Origin of the sequence: Sphingomonas swuensis, from assembly GCF_039538045.1 — a bacterium.
GTDB classification, from domain to species: Bacteria; Pseudomonadota; Alphaproteobacteria; order Sphingomonadales; family Sphingomonadaceae; genus Sphingomicrobium; species Sphingomicrobium swuense.
On sequence record NZ_BAABBQ010000001.1, the window covers coordinates 721,306 to 743,269 of the forward strand.

General features: G+C 67.1%; 20 protein-coding genes. 2 read left to right on the forward strand and 18 right to left on the reverse strand.

What is annotated here, in order from left to right; genetic code table 11:
• Nucleotides 1–7 precede the first annotated feature (7 nt).
• The 15 genes from ABD727_RS03580 to ABD727_RS03655 all read right to left on the reverse strand — a co-directional run bounded on the left by ABD727_RS03580 (nucleotide 8) and on the right by ABD727_RS03655 (nucleotide 16,306).
• Nucleotides 8–1,714: a hypothetical protein gene (locus ABD727_RS03580; RefSeq protein ID WP_344706014.1), complete on the reverse strand. Its 1,707-nt coding sequence runs from the start codon at nucleotides 1,712–1,714 to the stop codon at nucleotides 8–10.
• Between the two features lie 47 nt (nucleotides 1,715–1,761).
• A complete protein-coding gene (locus ABD727_RS03585) occupies nucleotides 1,762–2,850 on the reverse strand; it encodes a protein-glutamate methylesterase/protein-glutamine glutaminase (RefSeq protein ID WP_344706015.1) in 1,089 nt (362 codons plus the stop codon).
• 3 nt (nucleotides 2,851–2,853) lie between these two features.
• Nucleotides 2,854–3,711, reverse strand: a complete 858-nt coding sequence (locus ABD727_RS03590) for a CheR family methyltransferase (protein WP_344706016.1) — start codon at nucleotides 3,709–3,711, stop codon at nucleotides 2,854–2,856.
• Between the two features lie 10 nt (nucleotides 3,712–3,721).
• Nucleotides 3,722–4,204 carry a chemotaxis protein CheW gene (locus ABD727_RS03595; protein WP_344706017.1) on the reverse strand — a complete coding sequence of 161 codons (483 nt, stop codon included), beginning with the start codon at nucleotides 4,202–4,204 and terminating at the stop codon, nucleotides 3,722–3,724.
• Complete coding sequence (locus tag ABD727_RS03600) at nucleotides 4,201–6,564, reverse strand: methyl-accepting chemotaxis protein (protein ID WP_425566754.1); 2,364 nt, start codon at nucleotides 6,562–6,564, stop codon at nucleotides 4,201–4,203. The genes ABD727_RS03595 and ABD727_RS03600 overlap by 4 nt, the downstream gene beginning before the upstream one ends.
• 47 nt (nucleotides 6,565–6,611) lie before the next feature.
• Nucleotides 6,612–8,534 carry a methyl-accepting chemotaxis protein gene (locus tag ABD727_RS03610; RefSeq protein WP_344706018.1) on the reverse strand — a complete coding sequence of 641 codons (1,923 nt, stop codon included), beginning with the start codon at nucleotides 8,532–8,534 and terminating at the stop codon, nucleotides 6,612–6,614.
• 102 nt (nucleotides 8,535–8,636) lie between these two features.
• A complete protein-coding gene (locus ABD727_RS03615) occupies nucleotides 8,637–9,146 on the reverse strand; it encodes a chemotaxis protein CheW (RefSeq protein ID WP_344708017.1) in 510 nt (169 codons plus the stop codon).
• A 2-nt stretch (nucleotides 9,147–9,148) separates the two neighbouring features.
• Nucleotides 9,149–11,125 (reverse strand): chemotaxis protein CheA, encoded by a 1,977-nt coding sequence (locus ABD727_RS03620; protein WP_344706019.1) that lies wholly within the window; start codon nucleotides 11,123–11,125, stop codon nucleotides 9,149–9,151.
• Nucleotides 11,122–11,490, reverse strand: a complete 369-nt coding sequence (locus ABD727_RS03625) for a response regulator (RefSeq protein ID WP_344706020.1) — start codon at nucleotides 11,488–11,490, stop codon at nucleotides 11,122–11,124. Before ABD727_RS03625 ends, ABD727_RS03620 begins: the two co-directional genes overlap by 4 nt.
• A complete protein-coding gene (locus ABD727_RS03630; RefSeq protein ID WP_344706021.1) occupies nucleotides 11,487–11,786 on the reverse strand; it encodes an STAS domain-containing protein in 300 nt (99 codons plus the stop codon). Before ABD727_RS03630 ends, ABD727_RS03625 begins: the two co-directional genes overlap by 4 nt.
• A 445-nt stretch (nucleotides 11,787–12,231) precedes the next feature.
• Nucleotides 12,232–13,332 (reverse strand): redox-regulated ATPase YchF, encoded by a 1,101-nt coding sequence (gene ychF / locus ABD727_RS03635; RefSeq protein ID WP_344706022.1) that lies wholly within the window; start codon nucleotides 13,330–13,332, stop codon nucleotides 12,232–12,234.
• Nucleotides 13,333–13,377: 45 nt separating this feature from the next.
• On the reverse strand, nucleotides 13,378–13,959 hold the full coding sequence (locus ABD727_RS03640) for a TIGR02466 family protein (RefSeq protein WP_344706023.1): 582 nt from the start codon (nucleotides 13,957–13,959) through the stop codon (nucleotides 13,378–13,380).
• Nucleotides 13,959–14,531, reverse strand: coding sequence for an aminoacyl-tRNA hydrolase (gene pth, locus ABD727_RS03645; RefSeq protein WP_344706024.1), 573 nt, complete (start codon nucleotides 14,529–14,531; stop codon nucleotides 13,959–13,961). Before pth ends, ABD727_RS03640 begins: the two co-directional genes overlap by 1 nt.
• 44 nt (nucleotides 14,532–14,575) lie before the next feature.
• Nucleotides 14,576–15,205: a 50S ribosomal protein L25/general stress protein Ctc gene (locus tag ABD727_RS03650; RefSeq protein ID WP_344706025.1), complete on the reverse strand. Its 630-nt coding sequence runs from the start codon at nucleotides 15,203–15,205 to the stop codon at nucleotides 14,576–14,578.
• 189 nt (nucleotides 15,206–15,394) lie between these two features.
• Nucleotides 15,395–16,306 carry a pseudouridine synthase gene (locus ABD727_RS03655; protein WP_425566799.1) on the reverse strand — a complete coding sequence of 304 codons (912 nt, stop codon included), beginning with the start codon at nucleotides 16,304–16,306 and terminating at the stop codon, nucleotides 15,395–15,397.
• A 15-nt stretch (nucleotides 16,307–16,321) separates the two neighbouring features.
• Here ABD727_RS03655 and ABD727_RS03660 point away from each other — a divergent pair, with 15 nt between their 5' ends.
• Entirely contained in the window at nucleotides 16,322–16,783 is a 462-nt protein-coding gene (locus ABD727_RS03660) for a response regulator (RefSeq protein WP_344706026.1), read from the forward strand.
• A 4-nt stretch (nucleotides 16,784–16,787) separates the two neighbouring features.
• Here ABD727_RS03660 and ABD727_RS03665 read toward each other — a convergent pair whose 3' ends face one another.
• A complete protein-coding gene (locus tag ABD727_RS03665) occupies nucleotides 16,788–17,933 on the reverse strand; it encodes an aromatic ring-hydroxylating oxygenase subunit alpha (protein WP_344706027.1) in 1,146 nt (381 codons plus the stop codon).
• Between the two features lie 126 nt (nucleotides 17,934–18,059).
• Here ABD727_RS03665 and ABD727_RS03670 point away from each other — a divergent pair, with 126 nt between their 5' ends.
• Entirely contained in the window at nucleotides 18,060–19,796 is a 1,737-nt protein-coding gene (locus ABD727_RS03670) for an AmpG family muropeptide MFS transporter (protein ID WP_425566755.1), read from the forward strand.
• Here ABD727_RS03670 and ABD727_RS03675 read toward each other — a convergent pair.
• Both ABD727_RS03675 and accD read right to left on the reverse strand, forming a co-directional pair.
• A complete protein-coding gene (locus tag ABD727_RS03675; protein ID WP_344706029.1) occupies nucleotides 19,793–21,088 on the reverse strand; it encodes a bifunctional folylpolyglutamate synthase/dihydrofolate synthase in 1,296 nt (431 codons plus the stop codon). The two genes, ABD727_RS03670 and ABD727_RS03675, sit on opposite strands and share 4 nt — an antisense overlap.
• A complete protein-coding gene (gene accD, locus ABD727_RS03680; protein WP_344706030.1) occupies nucleotides 21,088–21,945 on the reverse strand; it encodes an acetyl-CoA carboxylase, carboxyltransferase subunit beta in 858 nt (285 codons plus the stop codon). Before accD ends, ABD727_RS03675 begins: the two co-directional genes overlap by 1 nt.
• Nucleotides 21,946–21,964 lie beyond the last annotated feature (19 nt).

Consider the following 21,964-nt stretch of genomic DNA (forward strand, 5'->3'; position numbering starts at 1 on the left):
GCTGCGGCTAGAACAGCCCGTCGTCGTCGTCTTCCGTGGCGACCTCCGGACAAGCGGCACCCTCCGCGCTCCCGGCTTCGTCCGGCGCGAAGAGGCGGTGCAGCTGCCGCTCGCTCGCCATCGTGTAGAGCCGCGCGATCTGCTCCAGCAGCGCCTGCGCCTGCGCATTATTCTCGCCCGCCACCTCGGGGTAGGTTCCGGCGGCGTCGCGCAGATCCTCGGCGATCCTGTCGAGCGGCGCGGAGAAGGTGTCGATCGCCGCCACCGCCTCGGCCGCGGTCCCGAGCACCGCCGCGGCCGAGCTCGCCTGCTGGTCGAGCCGCATGGCGCTCTCGCCGGTGCGCCTCGCGCCCTCGCGGATGACCTCCAGCGACTGCTCGAGCGTCTGCCCGCCGCTACCCTCTTCCGCCGCCGACCCTTGCGCGAGCTGGCCGGCTGCATCGTTGAGCCTCGCCACCGCCGCGTCGACATCGATGCAGATCGCCTCCAGCGTGCTCACCAGCGCCCTGATCTCGACCGCGATCCGGGCGATGCCGACGCCTTGCTGGCCGAGCCTGTAGCAGCGCAGGTCGGTGTTCCATGCCATGTTGCCGACCTCGGCGGTGATCCGGTGGATAAGGGCGAGCCGCTGGCCGACCCGCGCCACGGTGCTGCCTGTCTCCGTGCCGAGCGCCTGCGAATGGCCGTCGGCCTCGCGCAGCCGCCCGGTCAGCGCACCGGCTCCCGCGACCCCTTGCTCGAGCGCGGCGAGGAGGTCGCCGCTCGGCCCATCATCGTCGCCGTGGCGCTGCAGCGCGAGCATCGCCTCGACCTCGGCGCCGATCTGCTGCTGGCTTTCGTACAGTCGGCCACTCTCGCGCTGGAAGTCCGCCACTGCCTCCCGGCACTGCGCCTCGAGCAGCGCCAGCACGTGCCGCGCCGCCGCTGCTTCATCATCGCCCTGCGCCCCTGCAGCGAGCTCGGCCTCGACCATCCGGAACCCGGTCGCGACATGCTCGAGCCGCTGGCGCGTGATGTCGCCGATCTGCATCGCCCCGAGCGCCTCGGCGAGCTGCGAGCGTAGCCGGCAGGCAACCTCCGCGACCCCTTCCGATTGCGCCTCGGCACCCTCCAGATAGTCGCGCAGCGCGAGCGCGTTCTGTGTCAGCCGACGCGGAACGTCGCCCACCACCGCCGCGCATTCCCCCGCCAGCTCGGCGTCGCTCGCAAGCACCCGCGGGACCATTGCCGACAGTTCGCGTACCTCGCTCCTGACCTCGCGTATCTCGTCCTCGCTTTGGTCGAGCTTCGCCAGCATCTGGTCGGCAAACTCGGAAAAGCCGTGGAGGCCGCCCGACGCCACCTTGATGTTGAGCCCGCAGATCCGGAGGAACTCGATGGTCCGGCCGACCCCGAACAATTGCTGGTGGACGCTCCGGCTCGCCGCGCCGATCGCAGCCAGCGCTTGAGCCCGTGCCGAGATCCGCTCCGGCAGCGCCTCGATCCGTTCTGCCATCTCCTGCATGTTGGCGACCGCGCGGGATGCCGCGTCGCGGTCAAGCGCGCCGGCTAAGTCGGCGAGATTGGCGATCAGTTCCTCGACGAGCCGGTAGGCATCGGACAGCGTGTTCCCGGCCTCGAGGAAGGCGGCATCAAGTCCGCTCGCCAGACTCTCGACCGCAATATCGATCGCGGCTGGCGCCGGCGCATCCTCGGAAATCGCTACCGCGGGCACGGTCGGAGATCAGCCCGCTGAACGGGATGGGTGAGGCGGCATCGCAATCACCGGCTGGCCGCCTGGAGCAATTCCCGGGCGATCTGTCCGAGCGGGACGACCTTTTCGACACCGCCGTGCGCGATCGCTTCCTTCGGCATTCCGAACACGATCGACGTCGCCTCGTCCTGCGCGACGGTGCGTGCGCCGGCATTGCGCATCTCGAGCATGCCGCGCGCGCCGTCGTCACCCATCCCGGTCATGATCACGCCGACCGCGTTCGAACCTGCCGCCTGCGCGACCGAGCGGAACAGGACGTCGACCGAGGGCCGGTGGCGGGACACCAGCGGACCGTTGCGCACCGAGACATGGTAGCGCGCACCGCGGCGTTCGAGGATCATGTGACGCCCGCCCGGCGCGATCAGCACCTGGCCGCGGAGCACCGGATCGCCGTCGACCGCTTCCCGCACGTCGACCTCGCACAGGCTGTTGAGGCGGGTGGCGAAGGCTCGGGTGAAATGCTCGGGCATGTGCTGCACGACCACGATCCCCGGCGAGTTGGCGGGCAGGGCCTCGAGGACCTGTCGGAGGGCCTCGGTCCCGCCCGTCGAGGCGCCCAGGCAGACCACCATCTCGGTGGTCCGGCTCATCGCCCGGCCTGTCGGCGGCGGAAGCATGGCGTCGGCGGTCAGCTTCTGCTGCGGCACGACAGGGCGCGGTCCAGTATCGGCGCGACCCCGGATCCGCGCCTTGGCGGCAGCCTTCACCGTATCGCGGATTTGCAGATTATGCTCGGCGAGATGCTCGGCGACACCGACCTTGGGCTTGAGGATGACGTCGACCGCGCCCGCTTCGAGCGCCTGCAGAAGCGTCTCCGACCCACTCTCAGTCAGCGATGAGCACATGACGACCGGTACGGGATGCTGCGACATCAGCTTGCGCAGGAAAGTGATGCCGTCCATCCGCGGCATCTCGACGTCGAGCGTGATGACGTCGGGCGTCTCTTCGCTGATCCGCTTGGCCGCGACGAACGGATCGGGCGCGGTGCCGATTACCTCGATCTCCGGATCCTCGGACAGCACCTTGCTCATCACCTGGCGGACCACCGAGCTGTCGTCGATGATCAGGACTCGGACCTTCTGTCGCAGCAGCGCCATGAGTCAGCTCCGTCTGAAGATGGTGTTGGCGACCTGGACGAGCGGCAGCTCGTGCCCGGCGATGGTTTCCGAATGGCCGAGGAACAGCAGTCCGCCCGGCGCCATTCTGTCGACGATCTGTGACACTACCCGGAGCTGCGCCTCCTTGTCGAAATAGATGAGCACATTGCGGCAAAAGACGAGGTGCATCGGCTCGCCGACCGGATACTTCTCGTCCATCAGGTTGAGCCGGGCGAAGGAGATGCTTCGGCGAAGCGCCGGGACCACCCGCACTTCGTGGCGGTCGGGATCGCACGAGGGCATCAGGTAGCGCTGGCGGAGCAGTGCGGGCACCGGCTCGACGAAATCGGTCGGGTAGATCCCGGCCCGGGCGATCTCGAGCACCTGCGTATCGAGGTCGGTGGCAAGGATGCGGTAGCTGGCGGCGAAGCGTCCGGTCATCACGTCGTCGATGACCATCGCGATGGTATAGGGTTCGGCTCCGCTCGAGCAGGCGACGCTCCACACCCGGATGCTGGTCGTCCCGGCCTCGATCAGCGCCGGAAGCGCGGTGCTCCGCAGATAGTCGAAGTGATAGGGCTCGCGGAAGAAGTCGGTCTTGTTGGTCGTCACCGCGTTGATGAGATATTCGGCCTCCTCCTCGAGGTTGTTGTCCTGGAAGAGGTAGTCGCAATAGTCGTCGAGCGTCGGTGCTCCGATCGCTCGCTGGCGGCGGCGCAGCCGCCCTTCGAGCATGGTCTGCTTGCTCGGCGGCATCCGGATCCCGGCATAGGCATAGATGTAGTTGGCGAGCGCCTCGAAGTTGCGTTTGCCGATCCGGTCGGTGAGGATGCCCGCAGCATTGGGCGGGGACGCCATCATGTTCATGCGGTCACGCGGCGGTCGCGAGCGAGGACAAGGAGTCGACGTCGGTGGCGGAGAAGATCCGCTCCATGTCGATGAAGACGACGAAGCCGTCGGCGCGCTTGGCGACCCCGGCGATATAGTCGGACTCCCAATGCATTCCGACGTCGGGCGCGGGGCCGATCTGGGACCGGTCCACCGTGCTGACGTCAAGCACCCTGTCGACCACGAGGCCGAGCGTCAGCACGCGCCCCTCGAGGGGCACGTCGACCACCAGGATCCGGGTGCTTAGGCTCGGTTCGGCGCTCGTCATTCCCAGCCGCAAACGGAGGTCGACGGTCGTCACCCCTTCGCCGCGAAGATCGGTCAGGCCAAGAAGGAAGCCCGGACCGTTGGGAATTCGGAAGGGCTCGCGATAGTCGAGTATCTCGCGGACGAGGGCGACGGGTATGGCGAAGGTTTCCGCGGCAAGTCCGAAGGTGACGACCTGCACTTCGCTGCCCCCGCTCATGCCGCCTTGCTTTCGAATTCGGCATCCTGCGCATCGGGCCCGCCCTGGGTGAGGTCGAGCGCGAAGCCGCTGGCGCGAGCCTGCTGGTCGGCGATCGAGCCGGGCGCGCCGGGTCGCTTGGGCTTGGCCGTCGCGGTCGGTCGCGCTGCGCGCGGAGCCTTGGCTTTCGACTTGGCGGCGGCAGTGGACGCGACCTCGCTCCGGCGGCGGGCGGTCGCCGGGGCGGCAGCCGCGGATGCGCCCGACGACCCGTTCGCAAGCCGGAAATAGGCGATGCTGCCCTGCAGCTGCTCGGCCTGGCTTGCGAGGAGCTCCGAGGTGGTCGAGATCTGCTCGGACGCCCCGGCATTCTGCTGGGTCACCTGGTCGAGCTGCTGGATCGCCTCGTTGATCTGAGCCGCGCCGATATCCTGTTCGCGGCAGGCCGAGCTGATCTCGAGCACCAGTTCGGCGGTGCGGCGGATATCCGGGACCAGCTTGCCGAGCATGTCGCCCGCGTCGGCGGCGGCCTTCAGGGTCTCGCTCGACACCGAACTGATCTCGGCCGCCGCACTCTGGCTGCGTTCGGCGAGCTTGCGCACTTCGGACGCGACCACGGCAAAGCCGCGGCCATGCTCGCCCGCGCGCGCCGCCTCGACCGCGGCGTTCAGCGCAAGGAGGTCGGTCTGGCGCGCGATTTCCTGGACGATTCCGATCTTCTCGGTGATGGTGCGCATCGCCAGCACCGCTTTCTCGACCGCGACCCCGCTCGCTTCGGCATCGCGGGCCGACTGGCGCGCCATCTTCTCGGTCTGGGCGGCATTGTCGGCATTCTGGCGGATGTTGGCGGCCATCTCCTCCATCGAGGCCGAGGCCTGTTCGGTCGCCGCCGCCTGCTCGGTCGCGCCCTGCGAGACCTGCTCCGAGCTCGCCGACAGTTCCTGGCTGCCTGACGAGACATTGTCCGCCGCGGCATTGGCATTGCCGACCACGTCCCTCAGCCGATCGACCATCCGCTCGAGCGCATGGCCGAGGGTGTCGTCAGCGGACAGTGGATGGTGATCGACGGTGAGGTCGCCGTCGGCGATCTTGTCGGCAAGGTCGGCGCTCACTCGGAGGCTGTCGACCAGTGCGTTGATGGCGTTGCGCATCTTCTGGTGATCGCCCTCGCAGGGGATTTCGACCCGCTCGGTGAGGTTGCCGGTGCTGACTCGTTCGAGCACGCGATTGCCCTCGAGGATCGGGAGCAGGATCGCATCGAGCATTCCGTTGATGCCCGCCACCAGCTTGGCGAAGTCTCCAACGAAATTCCGGTCCTCGCCGCGTTCGCCCAGGTGACCGGCAGTGGCGGCATCGATCAGCCGGCCGATTTCGTGGGTGATGTTGCGTAGATTGCCGCGAAGCGTCTCGACCGTGTCGTTGATGAACGCCTTCTTGCCCGGGAACTGCTCGAGCGGCGCGTCGAAATTGCCCTCGCCGAATTCCTTGATGCAGGCCATCGCCTTCTTCTTCACCGCGATGTGCGCGGCGACCATCTCGTTGACGCCGCGCGCGACGATCCCGAAATCGCCCTTGAACTTCTCGGCCGGCACGAAGACGTCGATGTCGCCCTTGTCATGCTCGGCCGCCATGTGGCGCATCTCGGCGATGATGCCCTTGAGGTTCCCGCGCAGAGTCTCGATCGTGTCGTTGATGAAGGCCTTCTTGCCGGGCAGCTGCTCCATCGGCGCTTCGAAGTTGCCCTCGCCGAACTCCTTGATGCAGGCCATCGCCAGCTTCTTCACCGCGATGTGCGCCGCGACCATCTCGTTGACGCCGCGCGCGACGATCCCGAAGTCGCCGCTGAACTTCTCGGCCGCGACGAACACGTCGATGTCGCCCTTCTCATGCTCGGCCGCCATGTGCCGCATTTCGGCGATGATGCCCTTGAGGTTGCCGCGGAGCGTCTCGATCGTCTCGTTGATGAAGGCCTTCTTGCCCGGGAGCGGGGGCATCGGGGCCTCGAAATTCCCCTCGCCGAACTCGCGCACGCACTCCATCGCCAGCTTCTTCACCGCGATATGGCTGGCGACGAGCGCGTTGATCCGCCCCGCGAGAACCGCACACTGGCCCTCGAAGCGTGCCACCGGCAGCTCCACGTCGATGTCGCCGCGCTCATGTTCGGCGCAGACCCTCGCCACCTCCGCGTCGAGCGCGACCACCGGGCTCAGCGCCTGGTCGAGGAGGTCGTTGACCGCTTCGAGAATCGAGCGGGTCCGCCCCTTGGCCAGCGACAGGTCGGCCCGTTCGCCCAGCTGTCCCCCGGCAAGCTGGCGGCCAACCCGGGACAGTTCGGCCGTGACGAGGTCGTGCGCGACGGGGTCGAGGAAGGCGAGGGACATGCGGAGGACTCCTGCGGATGCAATCGAAGGGAGAGGGAGGTGGGCAGTCAGGCCGCCTTGCAGTCGAAGTTGGCGTCTTCGGCGTCGGGCCCGCCCTGGCTGAGGTCGAGCGCGAAGCCGCTCGCCCGCGCCTGCTGGTCGGCGACGCTGTTGACCCTTGCCCGAGCCTTGGGTTTCGCCTTGACGAAGGACTTCTTGGCCGCCGCGGGCGTGCGCCGGGTGGGCGCGGCGACGGGCGCCGCAGCCGCGCTGTCCATCCGGAAGTAGCCGATGCTCGTCTGCAGCTCGGCGGCCTGGCCGGCGAGCGATTCCGAGGTGGTCGCGATCTGCTCGGAGGCGTTCGCATTCTGCTGCGTCACCTGGTCGAGCTGCTGGATCGCCTCGTTGATCTGCGCGGTCCCGATGTCCTGCTCCCGGCAGGCCGAGCTGATCTCGAGCACCAGCTCGGCGGTGCGCCGGATGTCCGGGACCAGCTTGGCGAGCATGTCGCCGGCGTCGACCGCCGCCTTGACGGTCTCGGTCGAGACGGTGCTGATCTCGGCCGCCGCGCTCTGGCTGCGCTCCGCGAGCTTGCGCACTTCGGACGCGACCACGGCAAATCCGCGGCCATGCTCGCCCGCGCGCGCCGCCTCGACCGCGGCGTTCAGCGCGAGGAGGTCGGTCTGGCGCGCGATTTCCTGGACGATCCCGATCTTCTCGGCGATCGTCCGCATCGCGTGCACCGCCTTCTCGACCGCGACCCCGCTCGCCTCGGCGTCGCGGGCCGACTGGCGCGCCATCTTCTCGGTCTGCGCGGCATTGTCGGCATTCTGCCGGATGTTGGCGGCCATCTCCTCCATCGAGGCCGAGGCCTGCTCGGTTGCCGCCGCTTGCTCGGTCGCGCCCTGCGAGACCTGCTCCGAGCTGGTCGACAGCTCCTGGCTGCCGGCCGAGACGTTGTTCGCCGCCCCGCTGACCTCACCGACCACCGCGCGCAGGCTGTCGACCAGCGCGTTGATCGAATCCTTCATCCGCCGGTGATCGCCGTGACACTCGATCTCGACCCGCTCGGTCAGATTGCCGGTGCTGACGAGGTCGAGCACCCTATTGCCCTCGACGATCGGAAGCAGCGTGGTGTCGAGCATCGAGTTGATCCCGGTCACCAGCTTGGCGAAGTCGCCGACGAAGCGCTGATCCTCGCCGCGGTCGTTGAGGTTGCCCGCGCTCGCCGCCTTGATCAGCCGGCCGATCTCGGCGGTGATGTCGCGAAGGTTGCCGCGAAGCGTCTCGATGGTGTCGTTGATGAACGCCTTTTTGCCCGGGAACTGCTCGAGCGGCGCGTCGAAATTGCCCTCGCCGAACTGCTTGATGCAGGCCATCGCCTTCTTCTTCACCGCGATGTGCGCTTCGACCATCTCGTTGACGCCGCGCGCGACGATCCCGAAGTCACCCTTGAACTTCTCGGCCGGCACGAAGACGTCGATGTCGCCCTTGTCATGCTCGGCGGCCATGTGGCGCATCTCGGCGATGATGCCCTTGAGGTTCCCGCGCAGGTTCTCGATCGTGTCGTTGATGAAGGCCTTCTTGCCGGGCAATTGCTCCATCGGCGCTTCGAAGTTGCCTTCGCTGAATTCCTTGATGCAGGCCATCGCCAGCTTCTTCACCGCGATGTGGCTTGCCACCAGCGCGTTAATCTGGCGCGCGACCTCGGCCGGGGTCCCGGCGAAACGCTCGACCGGGACGACCACGTCGATGTCGCCGCGCGCGTGCTCGGCGCAGACATGACCAAGCGCAGCGTCGAGCGCCTCGATCGGCTGCACCGCCCGGTCAAGCAGGCGGTTGATTGCGGCGAGCAGCTCGGCGGTGTCGCCGCTGGCGCCGCCAAGGTCGGCGCGTTCGGCAAGGTCGCCGCGCGCCAACGCCGCATCGACCCGCGCCAGTTCGGCGTGAATGCTCGTCTTGTTGATGCCGCCGAACCATTGGAATGACATCGCCTGTCGCCTTTCATCGGATGCCCGCTGCGGGCGGGTGGCGCCGTTCACGGCACCGGGTTCTTGGGTGTGTTTAAGGTGGTGAATGCGTTGCCGTTATCCTCAGGCCGCCGACGCGAGCTCGGGCGAGGCCTGGCCGCCGAGCAGGGGATTGAAGATCGCGCCGAGATTCGGGAGGACGATCACGCTTTCGTCGCGGCGGACGAGGCCGCGGATGTAGTGGCGCCGCCAGCGAAGGCCGACCGCGGGTGGCGGCTCACTCGTCTCGCGCCGGAGCGTAGCCACTTCGTGCACCTTGTCGGTCCGGATCCCGACCTGGAATGCACCGTTGGGGGTCGCCAGCTCGATGACCACGATCCGGCTGTCGACCGTCGCCTCGGCGGGCGGAAAGCCGAAGGCCGGGCGAAGGTCGGCGATCGGGATGATCTTGCCGCGGAAGTTGACGACGCTTCCGACCAGCGCGTTGGCACCGGGCACCACCGTCTCGGGCAGTAGGTCGAGGATCTCGCGCACCAGCACGGCCTCGACCGCGATGATCTCGGAATGGAGGTCGAAGGTCAGGACCTCGAGCTCGCCGCCCGGTCCCCAGTCGATGTCGGTCAGCTGATCCATGCTCAAGCGACGGCGCGCAGCCGCTCCTCCTGTTGTTGGCCAAGGGAAAGCAGCTGGGCGACGTCGAGGATCAACGCGACGTTGCCGTCTCCGAGGATCGTCGCTCCGGCGAAGATCGCGACGTCGCAATGAACCGGCGACATCGGCTTGATCACCGTCTGGTGGCTGCCGATGATCTGGTCGACCACCAGGCCGACCCGGTCCGACCCGGTCGAGATGATCACGATCTTCTGGTGGGTGTCGGGATTGATGTCGCTGCTGAACAGCTCCCGCAGCCGCATGAAGGGCACCAGTTGGTCGCGCAGCGTAATCAGGCTTCGCCCGCGCGACCGCTGGTCCTCCTCGGTGCTGAGCTCGATGCACTCTTCGACCGCGGAGAGCGGGATGACGTAGCGCGCGGTGCCGACCCGGACGAGCAGACCGTCGATGATCGCCAGCGTCAGCGGGATGCGGAGCGAGATGGTCGAGCCGAGCCCGGGCGTGCTGGCGACATCGATCGTCCCCCGAAGGCTCTCGATGGTGCGCTTGACGACGTCCATCCCGACCCCGCGCCCCGACAGGCTGGTCACCTGCTGGGCGGTCGAGAAGCCGGGGTGGAAGATCAGCTGGAGCAGCTCGTGCTCGCTTGCCGCCTGGCCGGGCTGAAGCAGCCCCTGCGCCTCGGCCCGGGCACGAACCCGCTCGAGCGCGATCCCGCGTCCGTCGTCGCGGATCTCGATGATGACCTCGCCGCCAGCCTGCCGCGCCGACAGCCGGACCTGCCCCGCGGGAGGCTTGCCGGCGGCGCTTCGCTCGGCGGGAGTCTCGAGGCCATGGTCGCACGAGTTGCGGATGAGGTGGATCAGCGGATCGGCGAGCCGCTCCATCACCGTCTTGTCGACCTCGGTGGTTTCGCCCTCGGTGCTGAGCTCGATCGTCTTGCCGGTATCTCGGGCGAGGTCGTGGACCAGTCGGCGGAAGCGGCCGAACAGCGTTGCGACGGGCACCATGCGGAGCACCATCATCGTGTCGCGAAGCTCGCCGGCCAGTCGCTCGATGTCCTCGGAAATGGCGTGCAGGGTCTGGTTCGCCGCGCCGGCGCCGGCCTGCGCCAGCTGCGACAGGCGGCTCTGCACGATCACCAGCTCACCGACCCGATCCATCAGGAGATCGAGGCGCTCGGCCGGGACACGGACCGTATCGCTGGCCTTGCCGGGCACGCCGCCGTCGTTGGCGGGTCGCCCGCGAGCGCTGCCCGGATCACTCGCAGGCGGCGCGCGGTCAGGTGCCTCATCGTCGGTGCCGGGCGGGTCCTCGGTGGGCAGCGCGCCAAGTTCCTCGAGCGTCAGTTCCATGTCGTCCATGACGAAGATGAAGACATCCTCGATCGCGTCGCGGCCGATGTCGCCGCGAAGCTCGACCGACCAGCCGATGTGGCATTCGGTCGGTACCAGTTCGCCGAGCGGCGGGACCTGGTCGGTGAGGGCGACGACCTGCGCTTCGCCGAGGGCGCGAAGCTCGTCGAGGAGGACCAGCGGGTTGGTCCCGTTGGCCATCGCTTCGGGTGGCAGCCGGAAGGTCAGCTGCCAGCCGCGGCTTGACGGAAGCGCGGGTTCGCACGTGCCCGACGTCTCCATGGCCGCGCGCAGCCGCTCTAGGATCGCGTCGCCGGCCGCGACCGTCTCGGCGCTCGTGTCGCCAAGCAGTCGACGCATGTGGTCCTGCGCCGCCAGCACAACCGCGACCAGTTCGCGGGTTGCGGGCGACAGTTGCTTGCGGACCCTGTCGAACGCGCTCTCGCAATGGTGGGTGAAGCCCGCCAGCTGGTCGAAGCCGAACATCGCGCCCGAGCCCTTGAGCGTGTGGAGGCCGCGGAACACCGCGTCGATGAGGTCGCGGTCGTCGAGCGCGAAATCGAGATCGAGCAGCGCCTGCTCGACCTGGTCGAGCAGCTCGTTGGCCTCGGTCAGGAAGGCGGCAGCAGGATCGTTCGCGCTCATCGTCCGAGTACCTTCCGGGCGACCCGGATCAGCTGGTCGGGAACGAAGGGTTTGACGAGCCAACCGGTTGCGCCGGCGGCCTTGGCCTGCTGCTTCATGCTTTCCTCGGATTCGGTGGTGAGGAAGATGATCGGGGTGCCGCACTGGGCCGGGTCCCGACGCAGCTCCCGGATCATCGTCAGTCCGTCCATGTTCGGCATGTTCTGATCGGTGATGATCAGGTCGAACCGGGTGCCGCGCGACTTGTTCAACCCTTCGAGGCCGTCGCTCGCTTCCGTGACGACATAGCCCGCGCCGGTCAGCGCAATGCGGATCGCCATGCGCAGGCTCGGGCTGTCATCGACGGTAAGGATCGACGCACTCATCGGGGCGCTGCTCCGTTGAACCAGAAGCCGATATCCTCGGCCGCAGGCTTGTCGAGGAAGCCGCCGCGGCGCAGCAGTTGCTCGACCGCGGGCGGGAAGGAGCCGGCGATTCCGAGCGACTTGGCCTGTCGGGCGGCAAGCTCGCGGGCGGCGCAGACGATCTGCACGAAGCTGAGGTCCACTTCCTCCAGCTCGGCAAGATCGAGGACGACGGCTTCGTGTCGCGCAAGCTCCGCCGCGACCGCCTCGGCGAAGGCCGGCGACGATGAAACCGTAATCGATCGGGGTGCCTTCAAGACCTCAGCCACAGCGCCTCACAAGCCGGTTTGTCGCCGGGGCCGGCTGCGCTGGCTGGCGCAGGAACCGGCGACATTCTCTTGCGAGTTTTAGGAGGCCGTGGCGGAAGGCCGGGCGAGGACGGCGAAATATTGATGGGGGGTGCGCTGCGCCTCGGCAAGGAAAGGAGCGGGGCCTTAGCGGATGCGGCAGCCCGACGCCCACTTGCCTAGTAGGATTTCGTCGGGTCTACTCACCCGAACGGTTCGTTGAGATGGAGGCTTGTGCAGCGTTTCGCCAAGGTCACGGGGTATGTCGCGCGAGACACCCGCACCCTGGGAACTTCGAGAACTTTGCTTCTGAGATCTACTGCGAACGCATGAGCGCAGTGGATTGGGATATCGTCACAATAGGATACTCAGGGATCCCGAGGGGTTCGGCAAGAATGCAGAACCCCTGTGACCTTCAGACGTTGAACTTGAAGTGCAGGACGTCACCGTCGTGCACCACATATTCCTTGCCCTCCTGGCGAAGCTTGCCCGCGTCGCGGGCGCCGCTTTCGCCATTGAGCGCGACATAGTCGTCATAGGCGATGGTCTCGGCGCGGATGAAGCCGCGCTCGAAGTCGGAGTGGATGGCACCTGCCGCCTGCGGAGCCTTGGCGCCCTTCTCGACCGTCCACGCCCGCGCTTCCTTGGGCCCGACGGTGAAGAAGGTGATGAGGTGGAGAAGATCGTATCCTGAGCGGATGACCCGGGCGAGGCCGGTTTCCTTGAGGCCCATCTCCTCGAGGAAGGCGAGCCGCTCGTCCATCTCCATGCCGATTAGCTCGGACTCGATCGCGGCCGAGACGACCACCGCGTTGGCGCCCTCGGCCTTGGCCTTAGCGAACACCTGTTCGGAGAGATCGTTGCCATTCGCGGCATCTTCCTCGTTGACGTTACAGACGTAGAGGATCGGCTTGGCGGTGATCAGCTGGGCCTGGGAGAAGACGCGCGCTTCCTCCTCGTCCTTGGGCTGGGTCAGCCGTGCCGGCTTGCCTTCGCGCAGCAGCTCGAGTGCCTGCGACAGGACCGAGGCCGCGATCTTGCTCTCCTTGTCGCCCTGCTGACCCTTCTTGACGAGGTTGGGGACGCGCTTCTCGAGGCTCTCGAGGTCGGCGAGGAGGAGCTCGGTCTCTACGACCTCGGCATCGGCCAGCGGATCGACCTTGTTGGCGACATGCTGGATGTCGTCATTCTCGAAGCAGCGCAGCACGTGGACGATCGCGTCCACCTCGCGGATGTTGCCGAGGAACTGGTTGCCGAGGCCCTCGCCCTGGCTCGCGCCCTTCACCAGGCCCGCGATGTCGACGAAGCCGAGCTGGGTCGCGATGATCTTGGCCGAGCCCGCAATCGAAGCGAGCTTGTCGAGGCGCGGGTCTGGAACCGCGACCTGCCCGACATTGGGCTCGATCGTACAGAAGGGATAGTTCGCCGCCTGCGCCGCCTGAGTCTCGGTCAGCGCATTGAAGAGGGTCGATTTGCCGACGTTCGGCAAGCCGACGATGCCGCAGCGGAAGCCCATGGGTAATCCTTGTGTTTTCGGGTTTGCCCGCCCTCTAGCGAGGGATCAGGCGAAATTGAAGCTGACGCTCAGTCGTTCGCCCTTGGCGCTCCCGGCAAGCACCTCGTGCCGAAGCCAGCTTTCCCAAAGCAGGAGCTGGCCGGGGCGGGGATGCACGGTGACGAAGGGCAGGAGCGGCTCGGGCGCGTCGGACCGACGGGTCGGGGCAGCCATCATCATCGGCAGGCGCGGGTCCTCGAAGCGGATCGCCCCGCCGCCCTCGGGTACCTCGACGTAGAGGGTGCCGCTGAGGATCGAGTGGGGGTGGATGTGCGCGCTGTGATGCCCGCCCGGCTTGAGCAGGTTGACCCACAGGCTGTTAAGCTTCGGCCTGCAGTCCCAGGCCAGCGCCTTTGCAAAGGTCGCTGCCTGGCGGGTCAGAAGCCGCGCGAGGTCGGCGAAGACCGGATCGCGGCGGGGCAAGTCGTTCAGCGAGGCATAGCTGGTATAGCCGCGGTAGCCATGCTCCTTCGCCCAAACGACGCCGGCGCGGTCGTCGGTTGCAAGGCTGCGGATCGAATGAGCGAGTTCGCCGAGGTCGAGGCTCAGTTCGGCTTCATAGAGCGGAGTGGCGAAAAGCTGGCGCATCAGCTGTCCTGCAGCCGCATCGCGACATCGTTCATGAAGCGGGTGTCGTCCCCCGACGCCAGCCACTCGGCCTCGGCGGCGATGGCGGCGAGAAGGTCGGACAAAGGCTCCATCTCGCTCTTGTGATAGTTGCCCAGCACGTGCGGCGTCACCCGCTCCTTGGAGCCGGGATGGCCGATGCCGATGCGGACACGGCGGAAGTCGGGCCCGAGCGCGGCATTGATCGAGCGCAGGCCATTGTGCCCGGCAAGACCCCCACCGACGCGCACCTTGACCTTCATTGGGGCAAGGTCGAGCTCGTCGTGGAAAACGGTGAGGGCGGTCTCGTCGAGCTTGTAGAAGCGCAGCGCCTGCTGAACCGAGTCGCCGCTGTCGTTCATGAAGGTCTGCGGCTTGAGCAGCAGCACCTTGGATGGGCCGATCCGTCCCTCGGATACGAGGCCACGGAATTTTTTGGTCCAGGGGCCGAAACGATGGACTTCGGCGATGACGTCGGCGGCCATGAAGCCGACATTGTGCCGGTGCAGCGCATATTGCGCGCCGGGGTTACCGAGGCCGGTCCAGATCTGCATGGTGGGAAACTCCCCTCCCGCGAAGCGCGGGAGGGGAGAGCCAATTACTCGGCTTCAGTTCCAGCTTCCGCTGCGTCTTCTTCGGCATCGCCGGCATCGCTCTTCATCGACGACGGGGCGACGATGGTGGCAATGGTGAAGTCGCGATCGGTGATGGTCGGAGTCGCGCCCTTCGGCAGGGTGACGTTCGAGATGTGGATCGAATCGCCGACGTCGAGGCCCTTGAGGCTGATCTCGATGTCGTCCGCGATCTCGGACGCGTCGCAGGAGAGTTCGATCTCGTGCTTGACGATGTTGAGAACCGCGCCGCGCTTGATGCCCGGGCTTTCCTCTTCGTCGGTGAAGCGCACCGGCACCGCGACGGTGACCTTGCTGTGCTCACCGATGCGCAGGAAGTCGACATGGACCGGACGGCTGGTGACCGGATGGAACTGCACGTCCTTGGGCAGGGTGCGGGTCGTCTTGCCACCGGCATCGATCATCACGACCGAGTTCATGAAGTGACCGGTCGACAGCATCTTGGCGAGGAGCTTCTCTTCGACGTGGATGCTCAGTGGCTCCTGATTGGCGCCGTAGACAACGGCGGGGACCCGGCCTTGATTACGCAGCTCACGGGAGGCTCCCTTGCCAGCCCGGTCGCGCGTCTCGGCGGTCAGCGACAGCTGTTCGCTCATGCGTGCATTCCTTTAAAAGAGTAAGTTACCGCTCCCCACGCCTCCAGGGATGACCATGCAGGAGCGGGCGGGCGCATAGCGCGGGCGGGGCGAGATGGCAAATCAGGTTGCCGTCTTACGGCGCCAGTGCGAGCCCCGCGTCCGATTGCGCAAGTCAGGTCACTGCCCCTGCTCGCGCAGGGGAGAAGGTCACTTGAGCGTCTGGCGGAAGCGGAAGAGTTCCTCGCGCTGGACCTCGCCGACCTGACCGGGGTCGAGTTCCTCCATCGAGAAGGGGCCGTAGCTGGTCCGGATGAGGCGGCTGACCTGCATCCCGAGATGCGCGAGGACATTGCGGACCTCGCGATTCTTTCCTTCGGTCAGCGCAAGCTCGATCCAGCAATTGCGACCGGTCCGCCGCTCGAGGTTGGCGTCGATCGACCCGTAGCGGATGCCGTCGATCTCGATTCCCTCGGACAACTCCTCGAGTTGCGCCTGGCTGACGTCGCCGAACGCGCGGGCGCGATAGCGGCGGACGACCGCACTCGAGGGAAGCTCGAGCTTGCGCTTCAGCTCGCCGTCGTTGGTGAGGAGCAACAGCCCCTCGGTCATGAAGTCGAGTCGGCCGACCGGCATGACCCGCGGAAGGCCTGGCGGGAGCCGGTCATAGATGGTCGGCCGGCCCTTCGGATCGAAGGCGGCGGTCAGGCAGCCGGCCGGCTTGTAGAAGCGCCAGAGCCGGGCGGCCTCAGGCGGCGCCACCGGCTTGCCGTCGACGGTAACCCCCCGAAGATTGTCGAGCAGGGTCGCAGGCGTGGTCAGGACATCGCCGTCAAGCGCGATCCGCCCATCGGCAATCATCCGTTCGATGTCGCGGCGGGATGCCACGCCGGCGCGCGCGAGGAGCTTCGCGATGCGCTGCGGACCTTCGCTCCGCTCGGCCGGCGCTCCGCCGGCACGCTTCGGCGACGGTGCCTTGCCGGCCGGCAGCTTGCGAGCCGCGCCGTCGGTGCCGGCCCGGATTGTGGCAGGCGGGCCACGGCGCGCCGCATTGTTGTTTTTCTGCGACCGGTCTTGCGGACCACGAGCGCCTGTTGTTCGTTGCGGGGGCAAAAGGTTTATCCTCAAGGGCAAGACATGCTGTTCGGCAGACAATCACGGCACGTCAAGCGCATCCTGATCGTGGAGGACGAGCCGCTGGTGGCGTTCGACAATGAGGTCATGGTCGAGGGCGCCGGTTACAAGGTCGTCGCGACCACCGACAACGTCGGTGATGCGCTGGCAGTGATTGCCCGCGAACAGAAGTCGGCGGATGGCGAGGGCGGCATCGACCTCGTGCTGACCGACATCACGCTTACCGGCCACCGCTCCGGGCGCGATCTGGCCGTCGAGTGTCGCAAGCTCGGCCTTCCGGTGCTGTTTGCCACCGCCACGCCACCTGAGCAGGCGGAGGAGCTTGCCGTCGGAGTCCTGATGAAGCCCTACAACGAGCGCCGCCTTAAGGCCGCCCTCAAGGCAGTGGAGCAGGTGCTGAGCGGCAAGTCCAAGGTGCGCCAGCCCGAGGGGATGATCCTCTACCCGGGGTCGCTCGCCGCCTGAAGCACTAAAGGGCGAGGACCTCGTCCAGCATGGCGTGGAAGTCGGCGATGCCATGCTCGAGCGTACCCAGTGTGACATGCTCGAGGAGCCCGCTTGCGAGCCCCCGGTGGGAGAGGGCGGCGGCGCGGAAGTCCTCGGCCGCGAAGGTCACACCGTCGAGCAGGTCCCAGCTTCTCTGCCAGTGCGCCGCCGCCTCAGGCGTGGCGGGGCTTTCCGCGATGAGCATGATGTCCTCGACCAGAGTGCGGCCGACCTCCTGCGGGTAGCAGATGAGGAGGTTGATGTAGTCGGGTGAGACGATCACCACGGAGTTGGGGAAGAGGTGATAGGTATAGGTGATCGCCTTGCGCAGTTGGCGCCAATCGTCGCGGTCGACACCCGCGAGATAGTCGGTGCGCCCGACCGCAGCGCGCTGATGCGGCCCGATCCGGTCTGCGGCGGTGATCCCGTCGGCGAAGAAGGGGGCGATGGTCGCCGCGTGAAGGCGCTTGACGTGATAGCTCTCGAGGAAGGCGTCGATCACCAGCTTCCAGTTGGCGGCGACCTCGTGAGTACGGCGGCGATAAGGGTGGAGGTCGCGAACCCCGAAGGCATCGAGGTCGCCGTCGAGCGCTGACACGGGGGTAAAATCGGCATCAGGATCGCGCGAGAACCAGAGAAGGCCACCGCTCTCGTGCGCGGCGAAGCGCCGGAGGCCGTAATCGGCCTTGTCGAGCCCAGGGAAGCAGTCGGCGCGAGGTAGCCCGCTCAGCGAGCCATCGCGCCTGTAGGCCCAGGCATGATAGGGGCAGACGATCCGTTTTGCCGGAACCACTCCACCCTCTTCAATCAGGCGCGTGCCGCGGTGACGGCAGACGTTGGCGAGGACATGCGCCTGACCGTCGTCGTCGCGGCTGACGATCAGCGGCACACCATAAGCGTCATGGGCGATTGCTTCGCGCGGGTTGGCGAGCATCGCGGAGGGACCAAGCAGCAGTGGCATGGCGGCGAACACGCGTTCCTGCTCGGCGGAAAAGCGAACCGGGTCGGTATAGCGGTCGGCGGCGAGCCGCACCGTCTCGCGGCCGAGCGCCTGCTCACCGCCAGCCAGCCGCTCGACGAGCGCCAGCTGGCCGGCGGTAGGCCGTGCGGAGCCGGATAGCGCATCCATGCGGCAAGGAGTGCGCCTGCTGCGTCCTGAGCGCAAGAAGGCTCGACCACAGCGTGCTCACCCCCTGTTCAGCGCAATTGCGGCTGCTAGGGTCCTCTGAGCAATTTCAAGGGGGTCGGACTTTTGGTGAGCGCAGCAGCGGCAGGCAATGAAACGGCAGGTGCGCCCCCCAAAGGCTGGCGACTGCTGACCTCGGCTCTGTCGAACCGCAAGACAGCGGTGATGCTGGCCTTCGGCTTCGGGGCGGGACTTCCCTACACGCTGCTGATTGGCACCCTCAATGCTTGGCTTGGCGAGTGGAAGATCGACCTCGCGACGATCGGCGTGCTGTCGTGGATCGGGCTTGCCTACGCCTTCAAGTTCCTGTGGTCGCCACTGGTCGACCGGGTTCGCCTTCCCGGGCTCGAGCGTCTTGGACGCCGACGCGGCTGGCTGCTCCTGTGCCAGGTGATCCTCACGCTGACCTTCTTCGGCCTGTCGCTGTCCGACCCCCGAATGGCCCTTGGCACCTTCGCGCTGATCGCGGTGATCGGAGCCTTTGCATCGGCGACGCAGGACGTGGTGATCGATGCCTGGCGGATCGACGTCGCCGACGAGGCGGCGCCGGTCGAGATCCTCTCCTCGATCTACCAGTTCGGCTACCGCATCGCGGCGCTGATCGGCGGCGCGCTGGCACTGGTGCTGTCGGTTCGGATGAGCTGGCCGACGGTCTACGCGATCATGGGCGGCTTCATGGCCCTGACCCTTATCGCCACCCTTCTCGCCCCGGACACGCCGCGCGCTGCTTCGGAAGCGGAGCAGAGCGCACTTCGCCGGGCTGGAGCGATCTCGCCCAAGCTGCGCAACTTCGGCCTCGCCGTCGTCGGGTTCGGCTGGGCCTGGGCAATCTGGTCGGTTGGTGCCTTCATGGCCCGGATGCTCGGCGGAGAGATCGACGCGGTGACAGGCAAGCCGCCATCGGTTGGCGACTTCACTCGCGACTACGGTCCGCTGATCGTCGCCGCGACGGTGCTCGTCCCGGCGATCGTCGCGGCGATCTTCAACTGGCTCGCCGCCCGGCCCGGCTATGTGCTCGAGAGCGATCGCCCCGCCGAGAGTGGGCTGGAGCGAACCGCCGACCACGCCTATGCGGCGCTGATCCTTCCGCTCGCCGAGCTGGTAAGGAGGCTTGGATGGGGTGTGATCATCGTCCTTGGATTGATCCTCAGCTACCGCATCACCGACAACATCTGGGGCAGCTTCGCCTTCCCCTTCTACCTCACAGAGCTGCAGTACACCGGCGACGAAGTGGCGTTCGCGTCCAAGATCTTTGGTGTGTTCATGACCATGGCGGGGATCGCGATCGGCGGGATCATGTTCGCGACGCTTGGGCGCATGCCCACGCTGATGATCGGCGCGATCGTCGCGGCGGCGAGCAACCTCCTCTATGCCGATCTTGCGTCGGGTGCGGTGGGGATCGATGCGTTCGCGCGGACCTTCGGGCTCGACACCTTCGGGCATGACCTGCGCATGGTCCGCCTTCTGATCGCCATCTCCGGCGAGAATATCGCAGGCGGGCTCGCTGGCGCGGCCTTCGTGGCCTATCTCTCCTCGATCACCTCGCGCGAGTTCAGCGCCGTCCAATATGCGTTGCTGTCCTCGCTGACCTTCTTGATCGGCTCGCTTGGCCGGGCTGCGCTCGGCGAGATGATCGACCAGGTCGGCTATGCGCCGGTCTTCTTCCTCACGGCCAAGATCGGCGTGGTCGCAATCGTCTTCGTCGCGCTCGAATGGGCCCGGCAGGCTTGGAACGGCCGACGCAGCGGCGCCGGCGACGTCCCGGCAAGCGATGCGGTTCGAGCCACCGAAGGCGACACCGCCTAGTCGGGCTGCTCGTCGTTGGCGGCGAGGACTTCGCCGGCGAGATAGAGCGAACCCGCGATGAGGACGGGCGTGCCTTCGGGAACCTGCGCAAGCGCTCCGCTGAGGCTTGGTCGGGGTTGCACCGGAAGGCCGAGATCGCGTGCCGTCGCGGCAATGGAATCGGCGGAGAGCGCCAGCGGATGATCGAAGCCGATGGTGTGCACCTGCTCGGCGCGACCGCGGAAGGGAGACAGCAGTCCTTGGGGATCCTTGGTCGAGAGCGCGCCCACGACGAGATGAAAGGGGCGATTGCCCAGCAGGGTGGTGATCGCTTCGGCGAGGGCCTCGGCAGCCTGTGCGTTGTGCCCGCCATCCAGCCACACCTCGCGGGTGCCAATGAGCGGGCCCGGCCGAAGCCGCTGCAGGCGCGCCGGCCAGCGGACATCGATCATCGCCCTCCCGAGCGCCTCGTCCGGAACGCTGACGGCCTGCTGATGGCGGAGCATCGCGATTGCGAGCCCGGCATTGTCGGCCTGATGCGGGCCAAGGAGCGCGGGAAGAGGGAGCAGGAGTGTGCCCTTGGGATCCTCATAGACAAGCCGATCGCCCTCGGCCCGGCTACTCCAGTCGCGATCCTGCACGAAAAGGGGAGCGCCGACCCGTGTCGCGACGTCGGCGATGGCAGCCGCCGCTTCGGGAGGATGGGCAAGGACGACCAGAGGAATGCCGGCCTTGGCGATGCCCGCCTTTTCGCCCGCGATCTCGCCGAGGCCGGCGCCGAGCCACTGCTGGTGGTCCAGCCCGAGCGCCGTGATGCCGGTCACCGCCGGATGGGCGACCACATTGGTCGCGTCGAGTCGCCCGCCCATCCCGACTTCGAGGACCAGCACATCGCCGGGCATCCGGGCGAAGGCGAGAAAGGCGGCGGCCGCCGTCGCCTCGAAGAAGCTAGGTCCGATGCCGTGCGCGGAGTCGAGCACCGTTTCCAGCAGTGCGGCGAGATGGTCGTCATCGATCAGCCGGCCCGCGAGCCGGATGCGTTCGTTGAAGCGGACGAGGTGCGGCGAGGTGAAGACGTGAGCTCGAAGCCCGGCCGCCTCCATCGCGGAGCGAAGGAAGGCACAGGTCGAGCCCTTGCCGTTGGTGCCCGCGACATGGAACACCGGCGGCAGCCGATCCTGTGGCCGGCCAAGACGCTCGAGCAGTTCGGTGATCCGCTCGAGCCCGAGACGATCGCCGCCAAGGCTTAGCGCCGCGAGCCGGTCGAGTTGCCCCTGCACGCCCGGGTGATCCGAGCGGGCGCCGTCGGCCATCAGGCGGCTGCCTTCTCCGTCGGCACCAGATAGTCAACGAGGCGGCCGAGGGTCTCGCGCAGCTCGCGGCGATGGACGACCATGTCGATCATCCCATGCTCGAGGAGATATTCAGCCCGCTGGAAGCCGTCCGGGAGCTTTTCGCGGATGGTCTGCTCGATCACGCGCTGGCCGGCGAAGCCGATCAGGGCGCCAGGCTCTGCAATTTGGATGTCGCCGAGCATCGCGTAGCTGGCCGTTACGCCGCCGGTCGTGGGGTCAGTCAGGACGACGATGTAGGGGAGCCCCGCCTCGCGCAGCAGTTCGAGCGCGACGGTCGAGCGCGGCATCTGCATCAGGCTGAGGATGCCTTCCTGCATGCGGGCGCCGCCGGCGGCGGTGAACATGATGAACGGCGCGCGCGCCTCGATCGCGGCGCGGACGCCGGCGACGAACGCGGACCCGACCGCAACACCCATCGAACCGCCCATGAAGGCAAAGTCCTGCACCCCTACGATGACGTTCCGGCCCTCGATGGTGCCGCGGGCATTCAGCAGCGCGTCCTTCTGCTCGGTGGCGGTTCGGGCGGCCTTGATCCGATCGACGTAGCGCTTGGTATCGCGGAACTTGAGCGGGTCCTCGCGCACGTCGGGCGAGGGCAGAAGCTCATATTTGCCGTCGTCGAAGAGCTGGTCGAACCGGGTCTCGGCGCGGATTCGATCGTGATGGTCGCAGCGTGGGCAGACCTGGAGATTGTCCTCCCATTCCTTGGTGAAGACCATCGCGTCACACTTCTTGCACTTGTGCCAGAGCGTGTCGGTGGTCTGCCGCTTGGGCAGGAAGGAGATGCTGTTACGGACTCGGGTGAGCCAGCTCATGAGGAATGTCCCGTGAAGA